Genomic DNA, 20,726 nt, shown 5'->3' on the forward strand with positions numbered 1-20,726 from the left:
ATGAGCTTAGCTGATCCCTGTTTTACTGAGCAGCCTGCTAGGGCTGCTTTTCACGGCTGAATTAAGTGATTTTATGCGTAAGTTAACGATTCTTGGCGCTACTGGCTCTATCGGAAGTAGTACGTTGGCGGTAGCGGCACAAAACCCGCATTTGTTTGACGTGGTTGCGCTGGCTGCAGGCACCAATAGCCAGAAAATGTTTGAGCTATGCCAGCAATGGAAACCGAAATATGCCGCAATGGCCTCTGAATCTGCGGCTGCGGAGCTGAGAGCAATACTGAATCAGCATAATATCCCAACTGAAGTTCTTGCTGGTGCGGCGGGAATGTGCCAGGTAGCGGCACTGGACGAAGTGGATACCGTCATGGCAGCCATTGTCGGGGCGGCTGGCCTGCTGCCGACAATGGCTGCGGTAAAAGCGGGTAAACGCATCCTGCTGGCGAACAAGGAAGCCCTGGTGATGTCTGGGCAGATGTTTATCGATGCCTGTCAGCAATATGGTGCCGAACTGCTGCCGGTAGACAGTGAACATAATGCTATTTTCCAGAGTCTGCCTGCTGAGATCCAGCGCGCGATGGGACGCTGCGATCTTGAAAAGCATGGGATCAGTAAGATTTTGCTTACAGGCTCGGGCGGCCCGTTTCGTTATACCGATGTGGCTGAGCTGGCAGCCGTGACACCTGAAATGGCCATTGCCCACCCCAATTGGTCTATGGGACCAAAGATTTCCGTCGATTCAGCGACGATGATGAATAAAGGGCTGGAATATATCGAGGCGCGTTGGCTATTTAATGCGGCCCGGGAGCAAATGGATGTCATTATTCATCCCCAGTCAGTCATTCACTCCATGGTGCAGTACAAAGATGGCTCGGTGCTGGCGCAAATGGGATTGCCTGATATGAGAACGCCCATCGCCTGTGCAATGTCCTATCCTGAAAGAGTAGATGCGGGGGTGGCGCCACTGGATTTCAGTAAAGTCGGGGAGTTCACTTTCCTACAGCCTGATTTTAATCGCTACCCTTGCCTGAAATTGGCGATGGATGCCTGCTATGCGGGCCAGGCAGCAACAACAGCCCTAAATGCTGCCAATGAAGAAGCGGTGGCGGCATTTTTGAATAATCAGCTAAGGTTTACCGATATCGCTCAAGTGAATAGTCAGGTTCTAGAGCTGGCGCAAATGGCGGAGCCGACTGACTTGGAAAGCGTCATTGAGCTGGATAAAATAGCTCGAATTTTAGCGCAAGAAGTGATTAGTAAGGTATCAGTATGATGGGAATATTGTGGAATCTTGGGGCTTTTTTGCTGGCCCTGGGAATATTAATTGCCGTCCATGAATATGGTCACTTCTGGGTTGCCCGTCGCTGTGGCGTATTTGTCGAACGTTTCTCGATTGGTTTTGGTAAATCCCTGTGGCGGAAAGTGGGTAAAGACGGCACAGAATATACGTTGGCAATGATCCCGCTGGGCGGTTACGTCAAGATGCTCGATGAGCGGGTGGATGATGTACCGGAAGAGCGAAAGCACCAAGCCTTCAATAATAAGGCATTATGGCAGCGCAGTGCGATTGTCGCAGCCGGCCCGCTGGCAAATTTCATTTTTGCTATCTTTGCCTATTGGGTGGTTTATTTGATCGGAGTACCGGCAGTTCGCCCGGTGATTGGTGAAATTGCTCCGCAATCTATTGCTGCTGAAGCAGGAATTAGCAATGGAATGGAACTAAAATCCATTTCAGGAATCAAAACCGCTGATTGGGAATCCGTTAATATGGCGATGATTTCCCATATCGGTGATAAAGAGATGGTTGTTACTGTCTCCGAACCTGACAACGAGTATGAAGTGCAGCGTACCCTTGATCTGACCACCTGGTCGTTTGATCCGGACAGTGAGCGGGTACTGACATCCTTGGGGATCACGCCATACTCGCCTGATATTACGCTGGTCATCTCACAACTGGTTGATGATGGCGCAGCCATTGAGGCAGGTTTAAAGTTAAATGACGAAATAGTAGCGATTAATGCTACCCCGGTAACGAAGTGGCAGCAGGTGGTTGATGCTGTGCGTTCCCATCCGTCTCAGGCTCTTGTCATGGAAGTGCTGCGTGAGGGAGAGAGGGTATCGCTGACAATAACACCTAATGCGAAAACACAGCGTGATGGGGAGGTTATTGGCTACGCAGGCTTTGCGCCGAAAGTTGAGCCTTGGCCGGAGTCTTACCGAATTAATTTACAATATGGCCCTTTTGAAGCAGTCGGCAAGGCTGCGGAAAAAACATGGCGGTTGGTGACTTTAACCTTTGATATGGTGACCAAGCTGGTCACGGGCGATGTTGCAATTAAAAACTTGAGTGGCCCGATCTCCATTGCCAAAGGAGCGGGAATGACCGCCGACTACGGTGTGGTCTATTTCCTTGGATTTTTGGCATTGATCAGTGTGAACTTAGGTATTGTTAACTTGTTACCGCTGCCAGTGTTAGATGGCGGACATTTGATGTTCTTCGCCATTGAAGCGGTAACACGTCGTCCTGTTTCTGAACGTGTTCAGGATATAGGCTACAGAGTGGGATCAGCCATTTTGGTTGCGTTAATGGCCGTTGCGCTATTCAATGATTTTACCCGCCTTTAATAAGTGCGAATAAGTGCGTTTTTAGCAAGGAATAATCAGAACACTAATGGCGATGAAAAAACTGTTGGTCGCATCACTTTTACTCGGTAGCAGTGTTGCGCAGAGCGCGGAACAATTTGTAGTTGATGATATTCGTTTCGAAGGCTTGCAGCGCGTTACGCTGGGTGCGGCATTATTGAAAATGCCGGTCCGTGTTGGTGACGATGTTGATGAGCGTGATGTCTCGGAAATGATTCAGGCGCTTTTTGCTTCTGGCAATTTTGAAGATATTAAAGTCTACCGTGATGGCAATACACTGTTAATTAAAGTCCTTGAGCGTCCGACGATTGCTAATATCACCTTCTCTGGCAACAAAGCGATTAAAGAAGAACAGCTGAAAGAGAACCTCGATGCTTCGCGTATTACCATAGGTGAAGCGCTGGACCGGACGACATTAAGCAAGATTGAAAAAGGCCTTGAAGATTTCTACTACAGTGTCGGGAAATATAATGCGACGGTAAAAGCGGTTGTCACTCCGTTGCCGCGTAACCGGGCCGATCTGAAATTTGTCTTTACCGAAGGTGTCTCGGCCAAGATCCAGCAAATCAACTTTGTCGGCAATGACGTTTTCTCTGACGAAGAGCTTCAGGGAAAATTCAATCTGCAGGCAGAAGTACCGTGGTGGAACTTCCTCGCAGATAAGAAGTATCAAAAGCAGGTACTTGCGGGCGATTTGGAAACGCTGAGATCCATGTACCTGAACAATGGTTACCTCAAGTACAAGCTTGATGCGACCCAGGTTGCGATCTCACCGGATAAGAAAGGGGTGTATATCACCCTGAAAGTCAATGAAGGTGAGCAATACAGCGTTAAGGATGTGACCTTCCGTGGGGAGCTTCTTGGCAAGGCGAGTGAGCTGGAGAGCTTGGTAACCATTGGTGCCGGCGACATCTATAACGGTGCGAAAGTCACCGCCCTTGAAGAAGCCGTGAAGCGTAAGCTGGGAGAGCTTGGCTATGCGTACCCGCAAGTAACCACCATCCCTGACTTCGATGATGAAAATAAGCAGGTATCACTGATTGTCAACGTGGAGCCGGGTAAGCGTATCTACGTGCGCAATATTTCATTCTCGGGCAATACCTCGACCAAAGATGAAGTGCTGCGCCGCGAAATGCGCCAGATGGAAGGCAGCTGGTTGAACTCGAAGTCAATCGAGCGTGGTAAAGAGCGTCTTAGCCGTACCGGTTTCTTTGAAAACGTGGATGTCCAGACCGTACGTGTACCGGGCAGTGACGATCAGGTCGATATCAAGTACAACGTCAAAGAGGCCAATGCCGGTAATATCAACTTCGGTGTGGGTTATGGTACTGAATCCGGCGTGAGCTTCCAAGCGGGAATTCAGCAGGATAACTTCCTGGGTACCGGTAATCGCTTTGGTATCAATGCGATGATGAACGATTACCAGAAGAATGTCAGCCTGGAGTACCGTGATCCGTACTTTACCCTCGATGGGATCAGCCTTGGTGGCAAGGTGTACTACAACGAGTTCGAGGCATCCGATGCCAACATCTCTGACTATACCAACCAGAGCTATGGTACCAGCCTGACCTGGGGTTTCCCGTTTGATGAGCTGAACTTCTTCGAGTTTGGTCTCGGTTATGATCATAACAAGATCTCAAACACCCAAGAGTACTACCAAATCGAGAAGTTCAAGACGATCCACGGCTTCAACCGTGGCGACAACGTGATTGAACTGGATGACTTTGATTGGTCGGTTTCCTGGACCCGGAACAACCTCAATCGGGGTTACTTCCCAACAGCAGGTAATCACCAGCGCGCCTCGTATCAGATGACTATTCCGGGCTCTGATGCCCAGTACTTCAAGGTTCAGTATGACGTTCGTCAGTACTTCCCGCTCAATGAAGACCATGATTTCAGCCTGTTGCTGCGTGGTAAGCTGGGCTACGGTAACGGCTACGGCACAACGGATAACGGCAGTGATCACCTGCTGCCTTTCTATGAAAACTTCTATGCTGGTGGTTTCTCTACTCTGCGTGGTTTCCGCTCCAATACTGTTGGTCCGAAAGCAGTTTACGTAGGTGGCTGTGAATCTGGTGGGGTTAGTGGTGGTGGCAACAATAACTGTGCTACAGGTACCGATGATGCGGCCGGCGGTAACGCCGTTGCGTTGGCCAGTGTTGAATTGATTGTTCCGACCCCGTTTGCTTCAGAAGAAGTCCGCAACCAAATCCGAACCAGTGTGTTTGTCGATGCCGGTACGGTTTGGGATACGGAGTATGATTTAACCGATGACGACGGAAAGTTTTTACATGATTATTCCGATCCGTCATTGATCCGTGCGTCATATGGTGCCGCTTTGCAGTGGATGTCACCAATGGGGCCGCTCGTATTCTCGATTGCTCGTCCGATCAAGAAATACGATGGTGATGATGAAGAGTTCTTTACCTTCACTATTGGACGAACATTCTAAAATTTTGAGGAGATACCCTTTGAAACAGTGGATTAAAGCGGCAAGTCTTAGCCTGGTAATTCTGTCTTCGTCTATGTATGCACAGGCAGCGGAAGCTGCTCAAAAAGTTGGCTATGTTGCAACTGGTCAGGCTATGGCTCAGCTGGCAAAAAGGTATAATGTGGCTGAAAAACTGCGTGGTGAATTTAAAGATCGTATTGACGAACTACGTGGTCTCGAAAGTCGCATGAAAACCAAAGTAGACAAGATGAAGCGTGACGGTGAGCTGATGAGCTCAAGCGACCGCACTAAGCTTCAACGTGAAATGGCCTCACTAGAGTCCAATTACAAGCTGAAAGCAAAAGCACTGCAGGAAGATCAACGCCGCCGTGGTGCAGAAGAAGAGCAGAAGCTGGTGCAGAAAATTCGTAAGGCTATCCAGGATGTGGCCAAGCGTGAAGGCTATAACATTGTCCTAGATGCGAATGCTGTCCTTCATGCAAGCCCGAAAGATGACTTGTCTGCCAAGGTGATCTCTGCAGTTAAATAAACGGTAATTTTTCAGCTTGCTGGCAATTATTCAAGCCGAGTCGAAAGTGTGTGATTGAGTTTGTTACAATCTGCACTTTCGCTTTGCTTTATAAGAACAGCACTAAAAGCTGAACAACTACAAAAGAATAAGGTAAATAATGGCTGGAATTACTCTTGCTGAAATAGCAGCTAAACTGGGTGCAGAGCTACGTGGAGATGGCACTGTCGTCATTGAATCTATTGCTGGTATGGCAACCGCTGGTGAAGGGCAGATCACGTTCCTGTCGAGCAGTAAATACCGTAAGCACCTAGCGGAGTGTCAGGCTTCGGCTATCATGCTAAAAGAAGGTGATGCTGACTATTTTGCAGGTAATGCCCTTATTATGGCAGACCCATACCTTGGCTATGCATTGGTTGCACAGCTGCTAGATACTACGCCAGTGTCAGCATCTGACATTGCGCCAACAGCGTATATTGCTGATGATGCCGTTATCGGTGAAGGTGTGGCGATTGGCCATAACGCTGTGATTGAGTCAGGTGCTCAGATCGGTGACAACGTGCAGATTGGTGCTGGTTGTTTCATTGGTAAAAATGCCCAAATTGGTGCTGGAACCAAGCTGTGGGCTAATGTCACCATTTACCACAGTGTTGTGCTGGGCAAGCAGTGCCTGGTTCAATCCAGTACAGTTATTGGTGCTGATGGCTTCGGATATGCGAACGACAAAGGTGAGTGGGTGAAGATCCCTCAGCTTGGTACTGTCCGTATCGGTAACCGCGTTGAGATCGGTGCGTGTACAACGATTGACCGTGGTGCACTGGATGACACCATTATTGAAGATAATGTGATCCTCGATAACCAACTGCAAATCGCCCATAATGTGCAAATCGGATATGGTACAGCCATGGCGGGTGGTACTATTGTCGCAGGCAGCACAAAAATTGGTAAGTACTGTATTATCGGCGGCGCGTCTGTACTCAATGGCCACATTGAAATTGCAGACGGTGTAACGATTACCGGTATGGGGATGGTGATGCGCAGTATCGAAGAGAAAGGTATGTTTTCTTCCGGTATCCCATTGCAGCCAAACCGCGAGTGGCGAAAAACCGCTGCTCGGGTAATGAAAATAGACGAGATGAACAAGCGTCTTAAATCAGTTGAGAAGAAATTGGAAGAAAACAACTAATTGTTGCCAATTTCACCGCTGAAACAGGCCTACACTCCGTGTAGGCCGTTTTGCGTTAAAATTATGCAGTATTTTACACTTTATTAAGACAGGAATTCAGTTTTGACCACCGATAACAAAACGTTAAATATCACAGAAATTAAAGAGCTTCTTCCGCATCGTTATCCATTTCTGATGATTGACCGCGTCACAAACTATGAAGAGGGTAAAACCCTGACGGCAGTTAAAAACGTGTCAGTGAATGAGCCTCAGTTTACCGGTCACTTCCCAAAGATGCCGATATTTCCTGGTGTGATGATCCTTGAAGCAATGGCTCAGGCGACAGGCCTGCTGGCATTTAAAACCTTCGGTGCGCCAGCTGAAAATGAACTGTATTATTTCGCCAGTATCGATAATGCGAAATTCCGCAAGCCGGTAGTCCCAGGTGATCAGATGATCATTGAAGTGGAATTTCTAAAAGAGCGTCGTGGTATTGCTATGTTCAATGGCGTAGCAAAAGTTGACGGCGGTGTGGTTTGCTCTGCTGAGCTAAAATGCGCAAGACGAGAGTTCTAATGATCCACGAAACAGCACAAATTCATCCTTCTGCGATCATCGAGGAAGGGGTAAAAATTGGCGCGAATGTAAAAGTCGGCCCATTTAGTTATATCGGCGCAGATGTTGAAATCGGTGACGGTACCGAAATTATGTCTCACGTCGTGGTCAAAGGCCCGACCAAGATTGGCCGCGAGAACCGTATTTTTCAGTTCGCGTCCATCGGTGAAGAGTGCCAGGACCTGAAATACGCCGGCGAGCCGACCCGCCTGGAAATCGGTGACCGCAACACTATCCGCGAAAGCGTGCAGATGCACCGTGGTACCGTTCAGGATAACGGCATCACCAAAGTGGGTAGTGACAACCTGTTTATGGTCAATGTCCATGTTGCCCATGACTGTGTGATTGGCGACCGTTGTATTTTTGCCAATAACGCGACCCTGGCTGGCCACGTCACCATCGGTGATCATGCGATCATTGGTGGTATTACCGCCATTCACCAGTTCTGTACTATCGGTGCACACTGTATGCTAGGTGGCGGTTCTATCGTGGTTCAGGATGTGCCTCCGTATGTGATGGCGCAGGGCAACCACTGCGCACCGTTTGGTATCAATGTTGAAGGCCTGAAGCGCCGCGGTTTCGAGAAAGCCGAGATCCGTGCTATCCGTGCGGTGTACAAAGAGTTGTACCGCTCAGGTAAAACATTGGCTGAAGTGAAGCCGGTAATTGAAGAAATGGCCAAAGAGCATAAAGCGGTTGGGCTGTTTACCGAATTCTTCGACAACTCGACACGCGGTATTATTCGCTAATTATGACGAAGCCACTTCGAATAGGAATTGTCGCCGGGGAAATCTCCGGCGATATTTTAGGTGCCGGCTTTATCCAGGCCGTCAGACAGCAGTACCCGGATGCCGAATTTGTCGGTATTGCCGGCCCGCGTATGCAGGCACAAGGCTGTGAAACGCTGTTTGATATGGAAGAGCTAGCAGTGATGGGGATTGTTGAAGTATTGGGCCGCCTGCCTCGCCTGTTTAAGGTAAAGGCTGAGCTGGTGAAATATTTCAGCGACAACCCGCCGGATGTTTTTGTCGGTATTGATGCGCCGGATTTTAACCTGCGCCTTGAGCTGGACTTAAAGCAACGGGGCATCAAGACGGTGCATTATGTCAGCCCGTCAGTATGGGCATGGCGTCAGAAACGTATTTTCAAAATTGAAGCTGCGACCAACTTGGTCTTGGCCTTCCTGCCGTTTGAAAAAGCGTTTTACGACAAGTTCAAGGTGCCTTGCGAGTTTGTCGGCCATACTATGGCGGACGCGATCCCGCTGCAAACCGACCAACAGGCTGCTAGGGAGCTGCTTAACCTCGATAACAGCAAGCGTTGGCTTGCAGTGTTGCCGGGTAGCCGGGGCAGTGAGATGGGGATGCTTGCTGCACCTTTCATCGAGACTTGTAAGCTGCTCAAGCAAAAGCATCCAGATTTAGGCTTTGTGGTGGCGCTGGTGAACCAGAAACGACGCGAGCAGTTTGAGCAGGCGTGGCGGGAAACCGCACCGGAACTCGATTTCGTGCTGGTTGATGATACCGCCCGCAATGTGATGACTGCCGCTGATGCGGTATTGCTGGCCTCCGGTACGGTCGCGCTTGAGTGTATGCTGGTCAAGCGCCCGATGGTGGTGGGCTATAAAGTCAAACCGCTCACGGCATGGCTGGCGAAGCGGATGCTGAAAACCAAGTATGTCTCGCTGGCCAATATTTTGGCCGATCGCGAGTTAGTACCTGAACTGCTCCAGGACGACTGTGTACCCGAAAAATTATGTGCAGAAGTGGATCGTTTCCTGAGCGCAGATAACAGCGAGCTGATGGCTGAATTCTCCCGTTTGCATCAGCTGATCAAGTGTGATGCGGACAAACAGGCAGCAGCGGCTGTCCTGAATTTGATAGATAGATAAATGGCAATAATTTTAGAACCTTTTGAGTACCCGCAGGCAAACTGTATTGCTGGTGTAGATGAAGTCGGCCGTGGCCCGTTGGTAGGCGCTGTGGTGACGGCTGCGGTGATCCTTGACCCGAATAACCCGATTGACGGGCTGACGGACTCAAAAAAGCTGAGTGAGAAAAAGCGAAACGCCCTGTTTGATGAGATCAAAGAGAAGGCGCTGGCGTGGTCTTTGGGCCGTTGTGAGCCAGAAGAAATTGATCAGCTGAACATCCTGCAGGCGACCATGGTTGCGATGCAGCGTGCGGTGGCTGGCCTTGCCGTACAGCCTGACTATGTGCTGGTTGACGGCAACAAGATCCCTCAATTACCGATGGCAGCCCAGGCGGTAGTGAAAGGGGATTTGAGGGTGGCTGAAATCAGCGCCGCCTCAATTTTGGCCAAGGTTACCCGGGATCGGGAAATGGAAGAGCTGGACGCCCAGTATCCGGGATACGGTTTTGCCAAGCACAAAGGCTACCCGACCAAGGCACACTTTGAAGCGCTGGAAAAACTGGGAGCGATTGAACAGCATCGCAAAAGCTTTAAACCCGTGAAACGCATTCTTGGCATCGACTGATTTTCTCTCAGAGTGCCGTTTTGTTGCTGGCTTAATGGTCACTGAAGTGATCATTAGGTCACATTCGGTGATGATTGTAGCCCTTTGGGCTATAATCCTCGCTTAATTATCAAGAACACATCAATCTGGTTAGTCATGGCTGAACCTCGCTTTATTCATCTACGTGTCCACAGTGATTTCTCAATGGTGGACGGTCTGTCCAAAGTCCCGCCGCTGGTAAAAAAAGTAGCGGCTATGGGGATGCCAGCAATGGCACTGACCGATTTCACCAACCTCTGTGGTTTGGTGAAGTTCTATTTTGCAGCCCACGGTGCCGGGGTGAAGCCGATCATCGGTGCTGACTTCAAGGTCCAGTCGGAAGAAATGGGCGAGGAGCTGACGGATCTGACGATACTGGCAGCAGATAATGATGGCTACCAGAATCTGACCATGCTGATTTCAAAAGCCTACCAGCGTGGCCATGTTCAGCATATGCCTGTGATGGACAAAGAGTGGCTGGTCGAGCACAAAAAAGGGCTGATCCTGCTCTCTGGGGGGAAAAGCGGTGATGTTGGCAAGGCACTGCTGAAAGGCAACCAAGCGATGGTTGAGCGCTGCGTGGCGTTTTACCAGGCCCATTTCCCGGATAGCTATTACCTTGAGCTGGTCCGCACCGGACGGGCTGACGAAGATGCTTACCTTCATTTTGCTGTCGAATTAGCCGAGCAAGCAGAGTTGCCGGTGGTGGCCACCAATGACGTGAGGTTGATCTCTCCGGATCAGTTCGATGCCCATGAAATCCGGGTTGCGATCCATGACGGTTACACCATGGTGGATCCTAACCGTCCTAAATTGTATAGCGAACAACAGTATTTGCGCAGCGAAGAGGAAATGTGTGAGTTGTTCTCAGACATTCCCGAAGCACTGGAAAACAGTGTCGAAATCGCCAAGCGCTGTAATGTCACTGTACGCCTGGGCGAGTATTTCCTGCCGAACTTCCCGACGGGTGATATGACTATCGAAGACTTCTTGGTTAAGGAGTCTGAAAAAGGCCTAGAGCGCCGATTGGCATTCCTTTTTCCCGATGAAGAAGAACGTGCCAAATGTCGTCCTGAGTATGATGAACGTCTAAAAATCGAACTCGACGTTATTAACCAGATGGGATTTCCTGGTTACTTCCTGATCGTTATGGAATTTATCCAGTGGTCGAAAGACAATGATGTGCCAGTAGGCCCGGGACGAGGCTCTGGTGCGGGTTCCTTGGTGGCCTATGCGCTGGATATCACTGATTTGGATCCGCTCGAATTTGACTTGCTGTTCGAACGATTCTTGAACCCAGAACGTGTTTCCATGCCCGATTTCGATATCGATTTCTGTATGGACAAACGGGATCAGGTTATCGATCACGTTGCGGAAATGTATGGCCGGGATGCGGTATCGCAGATCATCACCTTCGGTACAATGGCGGCGAAAGCGGTTATCCGTGATGTGGGCCGGGTGCTTGGCCACCCGTATGGTTTCGTTGACCGTATCTCCAAACTGGTTCCTGCCGAGCCGGGCATGACGTTGGCTAAAGCATTTGATGCCGAACCTCAGCTAGGCCAGGTCTACGAGGCGGATGAGGAAGTTAAAGCGCTGATCGACATGTGCCGGATCCTGGAAGGGGTGACGCGAAATGCCGGTAAGCACGCCGGTGGTGTGGTTATTTCGCCAACCACCATTACCGATTTTGCCCCGCTGTATTGCGATGCAGAAGGGGGCAACCCGGTAACCCAGTTCGATAAGAATGATGTTGAAACCGCGGGTTTGGTTAAGTTTGACTTCCTTGGCCTTCGTACCCTGACGATTATCGACTGGGCATTAGGCATGGTGAACCCGCGCTTGGTAGCCAAAGGTGAAGAGCCGGTGAATATCGCGGCGATCCCTATGGATGATGCTAAGTCGTTCGCGATGCTGCAACGTTCAGAGTCCACCGCGGTATTCCAGCTTGAATCCCGCGGGATGAAAGATCTGATCAAACGGCTTCAGCCAGACTGCTTCGAAGATATGATCGCACTGGTAGCCCTGTTCCGTCCTGGTCCGCTACAGTCGGGCATGGTAGATAACTTTATCGACCGTAAGCATGGCCGTGAAGCGGTCTCTTATCCGGATGAGAAGTGGCAGCACGAGTCATTGAAAGAGATCCTCGAGCCAACCTACGGCATCATCTTGTACCAGGAACAGGTGATGCAGATTGCCCAGGTTCTATCTGGCTATACCTTGGGTGGGGCAGATATGCTTCGTCGTGCGATGGGTAAGAAAAAGCCGGAAGAGATGGCCAAGCAGCGTGCCACCTTTGAAGACGGGGCCGTGAAGAACGGCGTCGACGGCGAGCTGGCGATGAAGATCTTTGACCTGGTAGAAAAGTTTGCCGGGTATGGCTTCAACAAATCCCACTCCGCAGCCTATGCATTGGTGTCGTACCAGACATTGTGGCTCAAGGCGCACTATCCGGCAGAGTTCATGGCGGCGGTAATGACCGCCGATATGGATAATACCGATAAAATCGTCGGCCTGGTGGATGAATGCCACCGTATGAAAATAAAGTTGCTGCCGCCTGACGTGAACAAGGGCCTCTATCGGTTTAATGTCGATGAAAACGGGGCGATCGTCTACGGTATCGGGGCGGTGAAAGGGGTGGGTGAAGGCCCGATTGAAAACATCATTGAAGCGCGGGAAAAAGACGGCCACTTTAAGGACCTCTTTGATTTCTGTGCCCGTATTGACACTAAAAAAGTCAATAAACGTGTGTTGGAGAAGCTGATCAAATCTGGCGCGATGGACCGACTAGGACCAAACCGTGCAGCAATGATGGCGACACTTGACGATGCTATCAAAGCGGCCAGCCAGCACCACCAGGCAGAAGCTTTCGGCCAGACGGATATGTTTGGGGTATTGACTGCGGCACCGGAAGAAGTCGAGCATGCGTATGCCAATATTCCAGAGTGGCCGGAAAAAGTGTGGCTTGAAGGGGAGCGGGATACCTTAGGCCTGTACCTGACGGGTCACCCTATCAATACCTATGTACCTGAGCTGAAGCATTATACAACCTGGCGCCTGAAAGATGCCCACCCGACCGGGCGTGATAAAGTGGTGACTGTGGCGGGCTTGGTGATTGCCGCCCGGGTGATGACCACCAAGCGAGGTACCCGGATCGGCTTGATGACGCTCGATGATCGCAGCGGGCGGATGGAAGTGATGTTGTTCTCAGAGCCCCTGGAACGGTATATTGATTTGCTTGAAAAAGATAGAATCGTCGTGGTTTCCGGACAGGTCAGCTTTGATGATTTTAACGGTGGCCTTAAAATGTCGGCCAGAGAAGTGCTGGATATCTCAGAAGCCAGAGAAAAGCACTTGAGAGGACTTGCTATCTCAGTGACTGAGAGGCAAATTGATGAGCAGTTTTTTGAACGCTTCAGCCAAGTGCTGGAGCCACACCGTGCAGGTACTGTACCGGTGAATGTGTACTATCAGCGCTCGAATGCACGCGCCAAGTTGACCCTCGGGACTGAGTGGCGTGTTACCCCGGCAGATCAATTAATTACCGATCTCAAAGTATTGCTGGGTGAAAAGCAAGTAGAGCTTGAGTTTAATTAAATTAGCCCATAGTTATTACAAAGACCAAATAATTGTGAGCAAAAGGATTGAAGTGGTATGAGCCTGAACTTCCTTGAGTTTGAACAGCCGATTGCTGAACTCGAAGCAAAAATTGAAGCACTACGTGACGTATCGCGTCGTGATGAGTCAGCTTCGGTTGATTTAGATAAAGAAATTGAACAGCTGGAAAATAAAAGCCTGGAGCTAACCAAGAAAATTTTTGGTGATCTTGGTGCATGGCAGGTTGCCCAACTAGCCCGTCATCCACAGCGTCCGTATACCTTTGACTACGCTGAACATATGTTCACGGAGTTCGATGAGTTGGCAGGCGACCGTGCCTTTGCTGATGATAAAGCTTTGGTAGGCGGTATTGCGCGTCTTGACGGCCGCCCAGTGATGATCATTGGCCACCAGAAAGGACGTGAGACTAAAGAAAAAGTATTGCGTAACTTTGGTATGCCAAAACCAGAAGGTTACCGTAAAGCTCTGCGTTTGATGAAAATGGCAGAGCGTTTCAAGATGCCGATCATCACATTTATTGATACCGCGGGTGCCTACCCAGGTGTTGGTGCCGAAGAGCGTGGCCAGTCTGAAGCAATTGCGACTAACCTAAAAGAAATGGCTGGTTTGACAGTACCTGTGATCTGCAACGTTGTCGGTGAGGGTGGTTCTGGTGGTGCACTGGCTATCGGTGTGGGTGACTGTGTCAACATGCTACAGTACTCGACCTACTCGGTTATCTCACCGGAAGGCTGTGCCTCAATCCTATGGCGTGATTCTGATAAGGCCCCACAGGCTGCAGAAGCGATGGGTATGACGGCTGAGCGCCTGAAAGAGCTAGAGCTTATCGACAATATCATTGAAGAGCCACTGGGTGGCGCTCATCGTGATGTTGTGGCGATGTCAGAAAAGCTAAAAGCACAATTGCTGGCAAGCCTGGATGAGCTAGAAGCACTTGATACTGAAGCGCTGCTGGAACGCCGTTACCAGCGCCTGATGAGCTACGGTTACTGCTAAGCTTTACGCAACAATAGATTTAGAGCGGGTCAACCTTGGTTGGCCCGCTTTTTTATGGCTACTCGTCAATCATCCAGTGACAGCATTTGGTATAATGCCAACCCGTTCATCGACTTCCGACAAGAGATCCTCTTTGATGCTTTACTCCCGGCTAGCCACCAGCCTGCAGTCTTATTGTGATGCCCCTCGGCACTTTGTATTGGCCCTTAGTGGTGGGCTGGACTCACGGGTATTACTGCACTTGATGGGGCAGTACCTGCGCCTCAACCCGCAACATCAATGCCTGGCCGTGCATGTTCATCATGGCCTTAGCCAGAATGCTGATGAGTGGAGTACGCTTTGCATAGGCTGGGCTCAACAGGAGGGAATTGAGTGCCAGGTAGAGCGGGTTACCTTGGCGCTCGGGAGCCGGATAAGTGTTGAGCAGCAAGCCCGGGAACAACGTTATCAGGCGTTGCGAAAGCATGTTCGTCCGGGGGATATTTTACTGACTGCCCAGCATGCCGATGATCAGCTTGAAACGGTACTGCTGGCACTCAAGCGCGGCAGTGGCCCTGCGGGCCTGGCGGCAATGGCACAAAGTACCCCTTCTGCTGGTGGTACGCATTTGCGTCCTTTGCTGACATCGACCCGTGTTGAAATCGAGCACTATGGCCAGCAGCACCAGTTGGAGTGGGTTGAAGACGAGAGCAATCAGGATACCCGCTATGACCGAAATTTTTTGCGCCACAAGGTTACGCCACAATTGATCCAGCGTTGGCCCGGCATTCGTAAGGCTGTTGCCCGTAGTGCAGAACTCTGCGGGGAGCAGGATGCTCTGTTGCAAGAGCTACTGCACGACAAGCTGGAGCAGGCGGTGCGTGCTGATCAGAGCTTGTCGATAGCTGAGTTGGGGTCGGAGCGGATTGGCAAGCAATTGATCCGGCAGTGGCTTGGCCGGTTTGAGGTTTTGATGCCTTCAAAGGCTCAGCTGGAGCAAATTTGGCACGCCGTCGTGCTGGCCAAACCGGATGCTAACCCGCAGTTGTGCTGGAATAATGTGCAACTGCGGCGTTATCAGCAGCGCCTGTATTTGGTACAGCAATGGCCGGATATCAGCGATTGGCATCAGGCTTGTCAGCTTAATGAACCTTGCCTATTGCCGCAAAACCTTGGCTCGGTGATATTGCATAACGCAGAGCATGGTCAGTTGCGCCTGCCAAAACCAGGGGAGGCCGTATCCGTTTGCTTTGATCCCGAAGCGATCGTGGTTAAGCCGGTTGGAAGGGGTGGCAAGCGTAAGCTGAAAAAGCTCTTTCAGGAGTATGGGATCCCAAGTTGGAATCGGCGTCGTATACCACTTATTTTCTATGGTGATCAGCTTGCTGCTGTTGCTGGGTTATTTGTTGTTGAGGCGTTTAGTGGCCAGGACTGTGACCTGGAGTGGCACAATGATGCATCTGATGTGCAATTTTAGGGGAAACAGTGCACAATTATTGAATGCCTCTCCCTCACCTTAAGTAGTAATGCTTAAAGAGTGCGCGGGGTATTTGGATAAGATTAGTATTATAAGAGGACACAATGAAGAAAGTTCTTGCAATTGCAGTGTTAGCGACAGTGATGTCTGCCCCTTCAATGGCTGCTGGTGATGCGGCAGCTGGTAAAGCAAAAGCAGCAGTATGTGCTGCATGTCATGGTGCTGATGGTGTCGCAATGATACCGAGCTACCCGAACCTAAAAGGCCAGAATGAGCAATACTTGGTTGGTGCTCTAAAGGCTTATAAAAACAAACAACGCACCGGTGGCATGGCGATGGTTATGCAGCCGCAGGCATCCATGCTTAGCGATGATGATATTGCCAATGTTGCTGCTTATTATGCCCAATTGAAGTAAATCATGTGATTCTGTTTTGAATTACATGATTTGCACTCAATGTCACTGGGTGCACAGAAGAGCCGCTCTCTGCTTAGTCAGGTAGCGGCTTTTTTTATTGATGGGGGAATCGCTCCCTTTCGCTGTAACGCAATATTTCCATCTGGCTGTATATTCTTTACCCAGTTGGTTTATCTGTGCTTGATAAAAAAATCGGTAGGTATTATTGTACTAGCACGCTGATACATCAACGTTGTCTAGGAGTCATTATGAGTAAACCATCCACACTTGGGGGGGCGTGTATTATCGCCAGTGTTTGTGTTGGGGCAGGCATGCTTGGATTGCCAAGTGCAGGTGCGGGTGCGTGGACGTTATGGAGTGTGATCGCCATTTCTTTCACTATGATCATGATGACGCTTTCCGGCTGGTTATTGTTAGAAGCACTTAAGCATTATGAGTTTAAAGCGTCGTTTAATACTGTTACCAAAGATGTATTAAGTAACAAGATTAATCTTATCAATAACTTATCTTTGTATTTTGTGGGTGGAATTCTACTTTATGCGTATATTTCAACATCCGGCATGATTTTCAGTGAAATGCTAGGTGTCACGCGTGAATTGGCTTCCGTCCTGTTTGTTGCATTTTGCTCGGCCTTTGTCTTGCACTCTACCCGTGCAGTGGATCGTATTTCCATTGTGTTGATTCTCTTTATGATCATTAGTTTTGTGCTGGGTGTTTCAGGGCTGGCTTCGCATATCAGTGCGCCAGTCTTGTTTGCACAAGTCCAAGGTGAAACCCCTTACTCGGCCTATGCGTTAGCCCTATTGCCGGTCGCGTTAACGTCATTTGGTTACCATCATTCGGTGAGCACGATGCGTGATTACTACCAAGATGAGCGCCGTGCCAAAAAAGCGATTCTTTGCGGCACTCTAATTGCCCTCACGTTTTATCTGGGATGGGTGATCTGTATTTTTGGCAATTTACCACGTGAGGCGTTTGGCCCAGTTGTGACTGCTGGTGGCGGCGTGGATGTCTTGATGTCTGCACTGACAGCTGCCATCGATTCAAATAGCATTAAACAAGCCCTGCATATCTTTTCCATTGCCGCGATTGTCTCATCTTTCATTGGTGTTGGATTGGGTGTGTTCGATTACTTGGCTGACTTCTTTGGCTTTGCCGATACCAAGCAAGGACGACTAAAAACCTGGGGTGTGACGTTTATTCCGCCATTGGTGTTCTCGTTAGTGGCACCGTTTGGTTTTGTCGCCGCAATTGGTTTAGCCGGTGCTGCTGCCACGATTTGGACCTGTATTATCCCGGCGATGTTGGCAAAAACATTACGTCAAAGAGTACCGGTACAAGAAGGCTTTGTGGTACCAGGGGGAAATGTGACGATTTATGTGGTGATCGCATTCGGTGTATTGACAGCCGCCTTCCATTTACTGGCGATGGCGGATCTGCTGCCTGTCTTTAAAGGCTAGATTGACGGTGAAATAAGTGCTGAACCCTGTATCAGCGCATAAAAAACGGAAGCCTGGCTTCCGTTTTTTGTTGGGATAGGTTGGGTCGGTTTAGCGGAATTGCTTGGCATCCGGTAAGTAGTCGAAGCCTGCCTTTGCCAGCCTGGCGACCAGTTGTTCTTTGTCGATGCCGTAGTACTTAACCAAGTTATCCAGGTTACCGAACTCATCACGGAGCTTCATGTTGACAATGCTCATCAGCATGACGGGATCCATCGTCTCAAAGCTTTTCACGTCCATTATTTGTCCTCGTGATCACTCATCAGTAAATTAGCCGCGGCAAATGCTGCCCGCTCCCTGACTTCCTGCGGCACATCTTCATTAGAGGCGACGTAATCCAAGGTTTTGATTGCACAGTGAATAGCATTAGGGATATAGCCCAGTTCGCCACCACCAATTTGGGCATAGGTCATTCGGATCAGCTCGCAGCATTCATAGACTTTCATGCTCTTTCCTTCTTAATTCGTTAACTCCCTATAGGCACTGCGTGAGAACCTATAGGGAGTGAACGCCTATAGCATTACTATACCAGAGGTGTCGGTAATGAATATGGCAAAGCAAGCTTGTAGATGGAAGTGGTTATTTATTCCGCTTGTGCTGGTATAACTGACGGTCTGCACGATCGATTAAGGTGGTGGTTGTATCTCCTTTTTGATATTCGGAAAAGCCACATGAAGAGCCGATTTTTAATGTCCTCAACGTGGGATCATCGTGCATTAGCTGTTGAACGCGCTTGGCGACATGTAACGCTGATTTATCGGTTGCCGGCTGGAGAATAACGGTAAATTCATCCCCTCCAATACGGTAGCAGCGATCGGATGCCCGGACTGCTTGTTTAAGGGTAGTCGCAAAACGGCGGATGACCTTGTCACCATCGAGGTGGCCAAAACGGTCATTCACTTGTTTGAAGTTATCCAGGTCAAACATCAGCAGCACCAGGCCGACGCTTCTGCGCTCACTCATTGCGATGGCGTGCAGAATATCTTGCTCAAAACAACTACGGTTGCCAAGGCCGGACAGGTAATCACGTAGCGCCATATTTTTGACTCGCCGATATTCAATCGCATTCATCAATGGACCAGCAAATAGGCGGTGGTAGGTATGGAGCAGGTTGATTTCGTCTTTGTCCAGTGGGTAGGGCGTACTGTATTGCAGCTTGCCTAGTTCATTCTCACCAAAGCGCAGGATAAAGGCTTGTCGGTATTGGCTTGCCTTGCCACGGCGGATCAGGGTTGAGGTTTCGTCTAAATCCCAGACAAGACGGCTGATATCGATTTGTTTTTCGACTTCACGGGTAAATATTTCGAAAAGTAAGCCGAGGTCGAGTTTCCCCTGGAGCTTTTGCAGGATCAGCAAGCGCTGGTCAGCACCAAGGGGTTTTGCCCTTGGTTTACTATTTTCAGCAAAAATATTGTTCCAGAGAGTCGGATCCATATTAGCGTCAAAAAAAAAGAGAAGTTGTTTACTATAGGCAATTATTAAGCCATTTCAACACCTCGGACCTTTTTTTATTAATAAAATACTGATTTTATTTTAGAAAGTTGCGCAGGGGCGTTTCTTGCTCGAGTGCATCGTGATAACCGAGCTCGATTAAAGCGTTAATGTATGCCGGTTCAAATAAAATATAGCTGGTGATTGCGGCATCATCTCGAGGACTCAGTCCGGTAAGACGCATCAATGCCCGGGTCATTGGCGGCATATGGCAGTAATATTTTTGCGCCAGGGGCTCAAAAGATTGGCTAGGAAAAAGGTAGAGAGGTTCGACGGTTTTCATCTCTAGCTTTTGCTGTTCAGAGGAGGGTAGTGCCTGTATCAGTTCATTAGTCCGTGACAGATGTTCGAGATCGGCGGTGAGGGTGTCGCTGAAAATGGTATCCATCAGGTGGCCGCCAAGGGCGGCTAAACCGGGCGCTTTAGTATGATCCCTTTCATTGAGCTTTTGGTTGATTAAATCGATGATCAGTATTTTATCGGCCCCCATTTTTAGCGAGGGACGGAGTGGAGCCAGCTGGTGGATCGAACCGTCACCATAATAAGCCTGCCCGATGCGGGTGGCCGGAAAAACCAGCGGGATAGCTGCCGATGCCAGCAAGTGCTCGGTGGTGATCAGTGCCCGGCGTCCTTTTGACTTTGCCCGATCCCACTCCGTTAACTCCTTTTGCCCCTGAAAGAAACTGACGGACTGACCGCTTTTGTAGCTGGAAACGGTGATCGAGATCCCGTGCAGGTTTCCTGCGAGGATTTGTTTTTCCAACCGTTCGTAGTTATTGACCTGATTCAATAGCTGGCGAAGCGGACGGTTATTTAGCAGGCCGAACGGTGGGCGTTCATGGTGATCGGCTTGCAGGCGAGCAAGCCATTGGTTGGCAAGGTAGCTTGTCATTCCATATGAGCTGGCACTGAACACTCGGCGACTATGAAGGTGGGCCCAAATCCACTCCAATTTTTTGACACCTAGCCGAAAACAGGACGCATAACTGGCGATAGAGGTAACATTGATAGCGCCGGCAGAAGTACCGGAATAGATACTGAACGGGCTGTGGTGTACGCGCGGGTACCACTCGGCAATGGCTTTCAACACCCCCACCTGATAGGCAGCACGCGCTCCGCCGCCAGATAATAATAAGCTGATTTTTGGCTTATCCTTTGCCATTCAAGCACTTCTCTATTTCCCTTATTACCCTAACTATATACCCAAACGACTCCAAGATGCAGGATTCAGAGTGACTTCAGCAAGTTCAGTTCAAGGAAAATGATGTTAGGAATGGTGGCCCATTTCAACATTATTTGACATAGAAATGAGCTTGCTGGGTCACTCCCAAAGGGCGAGCTGACTGGGCTGGAAT

Annotated in this window: 18 protein-coding genes; 14 read left to right on the plus strand and 4 right to left on the minus strand. The window is 49.6% G+C overall.

What is annotated here, in order from left to right; translation table 11 throughout:
- Positions 1 to 73: 73 nt before the first annotated feature.
- From ispC to AC51G0_RS03400, 14 genes are all read left to right on the plus strand, one after another.
- Positions 74 to 1,270 (plus strand): 1-deoxy-D-xylulose-5-phosphate reductoisomerase, encoded by a 1,197-nt coding sequence (ispC, locus tag AC51G0_RS03335; protein ID WP_496300672.1) that lies wholly within the window; start codon positions 74 to 76, stop codon positions 1,268 to 1,270.
- On the plus strand, positions 1,267 to 2,622 hold the full coding sequence (rseP, locus tag AC51G0_RS03340; RefSeq protein ID WP_496300673.1) for a sigma E protease regulator RseP: 1,356 nt from the start codon (positions 1,267 to 1,269) through the stop codon (positions 2,620 to 2,622). Before ispC ends, rseP begins: the two co-directional genes overlap by 4 nt.
- A gap of 46 nt (positions 2,623 to 2,668) precedes the next feature.
- Positions 2,669 to 5,092 (plus strand): outer membrane protein assembly factor BamA, encoded by a 2,424-nt coding sequence (bamA, locus tag AC51G0_RS03345; RefSeq protein ID WP_496300674.1) that lies wholly within the window; start codon positions 2,669 to 2,671, stop codon positions 5,090 to 5,092.
- Between the two features lie 19 nt (positions 5,093 to 5,111).
- Positions 5,112 to 5,621 carry an OmpH family outer membrane protein gene (locus AC51G0_RS03350; protein WP_496300675.1) on the plus strand — a complete coding sequence of 170 codons (510 nt, stop codon included), beginning with the start codon at positions 5,112 to 5,114 and terminating at the stop codon, positions 5,619 to 5,621.
- A 139-nt stretch (positions 5,622 to 5,760) separates the two neighbouring features.
- Positions 5,761 to 6,786, plus strand: a complete 1,026-nt coding sequence (gene lpxD / locus AC51G0_RS03355) for a UDP-3-O-(3-hydroxymyristoyl)glucosamine N-acyltransferase (protein ID WP_496300676.1) — start codon at positions 5,761 to 5,763, stop codon at positions 6,784 to 6,786.
- Between the two features lie 102 nt (positions 6,787 to 6,888).
- The gene (gene fabZ, locus AC51G0_RS03360) at positions 6,889 to 7,341 is read left to right on the plus strand and encodes a 3-hydroxyacyl-ACP dehydratase FabZ (protein WP_496300677.1); all 453 of its coding nucleotides are present in this window, start codon (positions 6,889 to 6,891) and stop codon (positions 7,339 to 7,341) included.
- Positions 7,341 to 8,129, plus strand: coding sequence for an acyl-ACP--UDP-N-acetylglucosamine O-acyltransferase (lpxA, locus tag AC51G0_RS03365; RefSeq protein ID WP_496300678.1), 789 nt, complete (start codon positions 7,341 to 7,343; stop codon positions 8,127 to 8,129). Before fabZ ends, lpxA begins: the two co-directional genes overlap by 1 nt.
- 2 nt (positions 8,130 to 8,131) lie before the next feature.
- Positions 8,132 to 9,271, plus strand: a complete 1,140-nt coding sequence (gene lpxB, locus AC51G0_RS03370; RefSeq protein ID WP_496300679.1) for a lipid-A-disaccharide synthase — start codon at positions 8,132 to 8,134, stop codon at positions 9,269 to 9,271.
- Positions 9,272 to 9,877 (plus strand): ribonuclease HII, encoded by a 606-nt coding sequence (gene rnhB / locus AC51G0_RS03375; protein ID WP_496300680.1) that lies wholly within the window; start codon positions 9,272 to 9,274, stop codon positions 9,875 to 9,877. It begins immediately after the preceding gene.
- A gap of 135 nt (positions 9,878 to 10,012) precedes the next feature.
- A complete protein-coding gene (dnaE, locus tag AC51G0_RS03380) occupies positions 10,013 to 13,492 on the plus strand; it encodes a DNA polymerase III subunit alpha (RefSeq protein WP_496300681.1) in 3,480 nt (1,159 codons plus the stop codon).
- Between the two features lie 57 nt (positions 13,493 to 13,549).
- Complete coding sequence (gene accA, locus AC51G0_RS03385) at positions 13,550 to 14,509, plus strand: acetyl-CoA carboxylase carboxyl transferase subunit alpha (RefSeq protein WP_496300682.1); 960 nt, start codon at positions 13,550 to 13,552, stop codon at positions 14,507 to 14,509.
- 136 nt (positions 14,510 to 14,645) lie between these two features.
- Complete coding sequence (tilS, locus tag AC51G0_RS03390) at positions 14,646 to 15,965, plus strand: tRNA lysidine(34) synthetase TilS (protein WP_496301862.1); 1,320 nt, start codon at positions 14,646 to 14,648, stop codon at positions 15,963 to 15,965.
- Positions 15,966 to 16,069: 104 nt separating this feature from the next.
- Complete coding sequence (locus tag AC51G0_RS03395; protein ID WP_496300683.1) at positions 16,070 to 16,381, plus strand: c-type cytochrome; 312 nt, start codon at positions 16,070 to 16,072, stop codon at positions 16,379 to 16,381.
- Positions 16,382 to 16,629: 248 nt separating this feature from the next.
- Complete coding sequence (locus AC51G0_RS03400; RefSeq protein ID WP_496300684.1) at positions 16,630 to 17,841, plus strand: aromatic amino acid transporter; 1,212 nt, start codon at positions 16,630 to 16,632, stop codon at positions 17,839 to 17,841.
- A 90-nt stretch (positions 17,842 to 17,931) separates the two neighbouring features.
- Here the strand turns inward: AC51G0_RS03400 and AC51G0_RS03405 are convergent, their stop codons facing one another.
- The 4 genes from AC51G0_RS03405 to AC51G0_RS03420 all read right to left on the minus strand — a co-directional run bounded on the left by AC51G0_RS03405 (position 17,932) and on the right by AC51G0_RS03420 (position 20,533).
- Complete coding sequence (locus AC51G0_RS03405; protein WP_496300685.1) at positions 17,932 to 18,120, minus strand: DUF4250 domain-containing protein; 189 nt, start codon at positions 18,118 to 18,120, stop codon at positions 17,932 to 17,934.
- A complete protein-coding gene (locus AC51G0_RS03410; RefSeq protein ID WP_496300686.1) occupies positions 18,120 to 18,326 on the minus strand; it encodes a YaeP family protein in 207 nt (68 codons plus the stop codon). The genes AC51G0_RS03405 and AC51G0_RS03410 overlap by 1 nt, the downstream gene beginning before the upstream one ends.
- Before the next feature lie 133 nt (positions 18,327 to 18,459).
- Positions 18,460 to 19,314 (minus strand): GGDEF domain-containing protein, encoded by an 855-nt coding sequence (locus AC51G0_RS03415; RefSeq protein ID WP_496300687.1) that lies wholly within the window; start codon positions 19,312 to 19,314, stop codon positions 18,460 to 18,462.
- Between the two features lie 94 nt (positions 19,315 to 19,408).
- Positions 19,409 to 20,533: a patatin-like phospholipase family protein gene (locus AC51G0_RS03420; RefSeq protein WP_496300688.1), complete on the minus strand. Its 1,125-nt coding sequence runs from the start codon at positions 20,531 to 20,533 to the stop codon at positions 19,409 to 19,411.
- Positions 20,534 to 20,726 lie beyond the last annotated feature (193 nt).

It is taken from the genome of Photobacterium sp. HL06 (genome assembly GCF_059552575.1).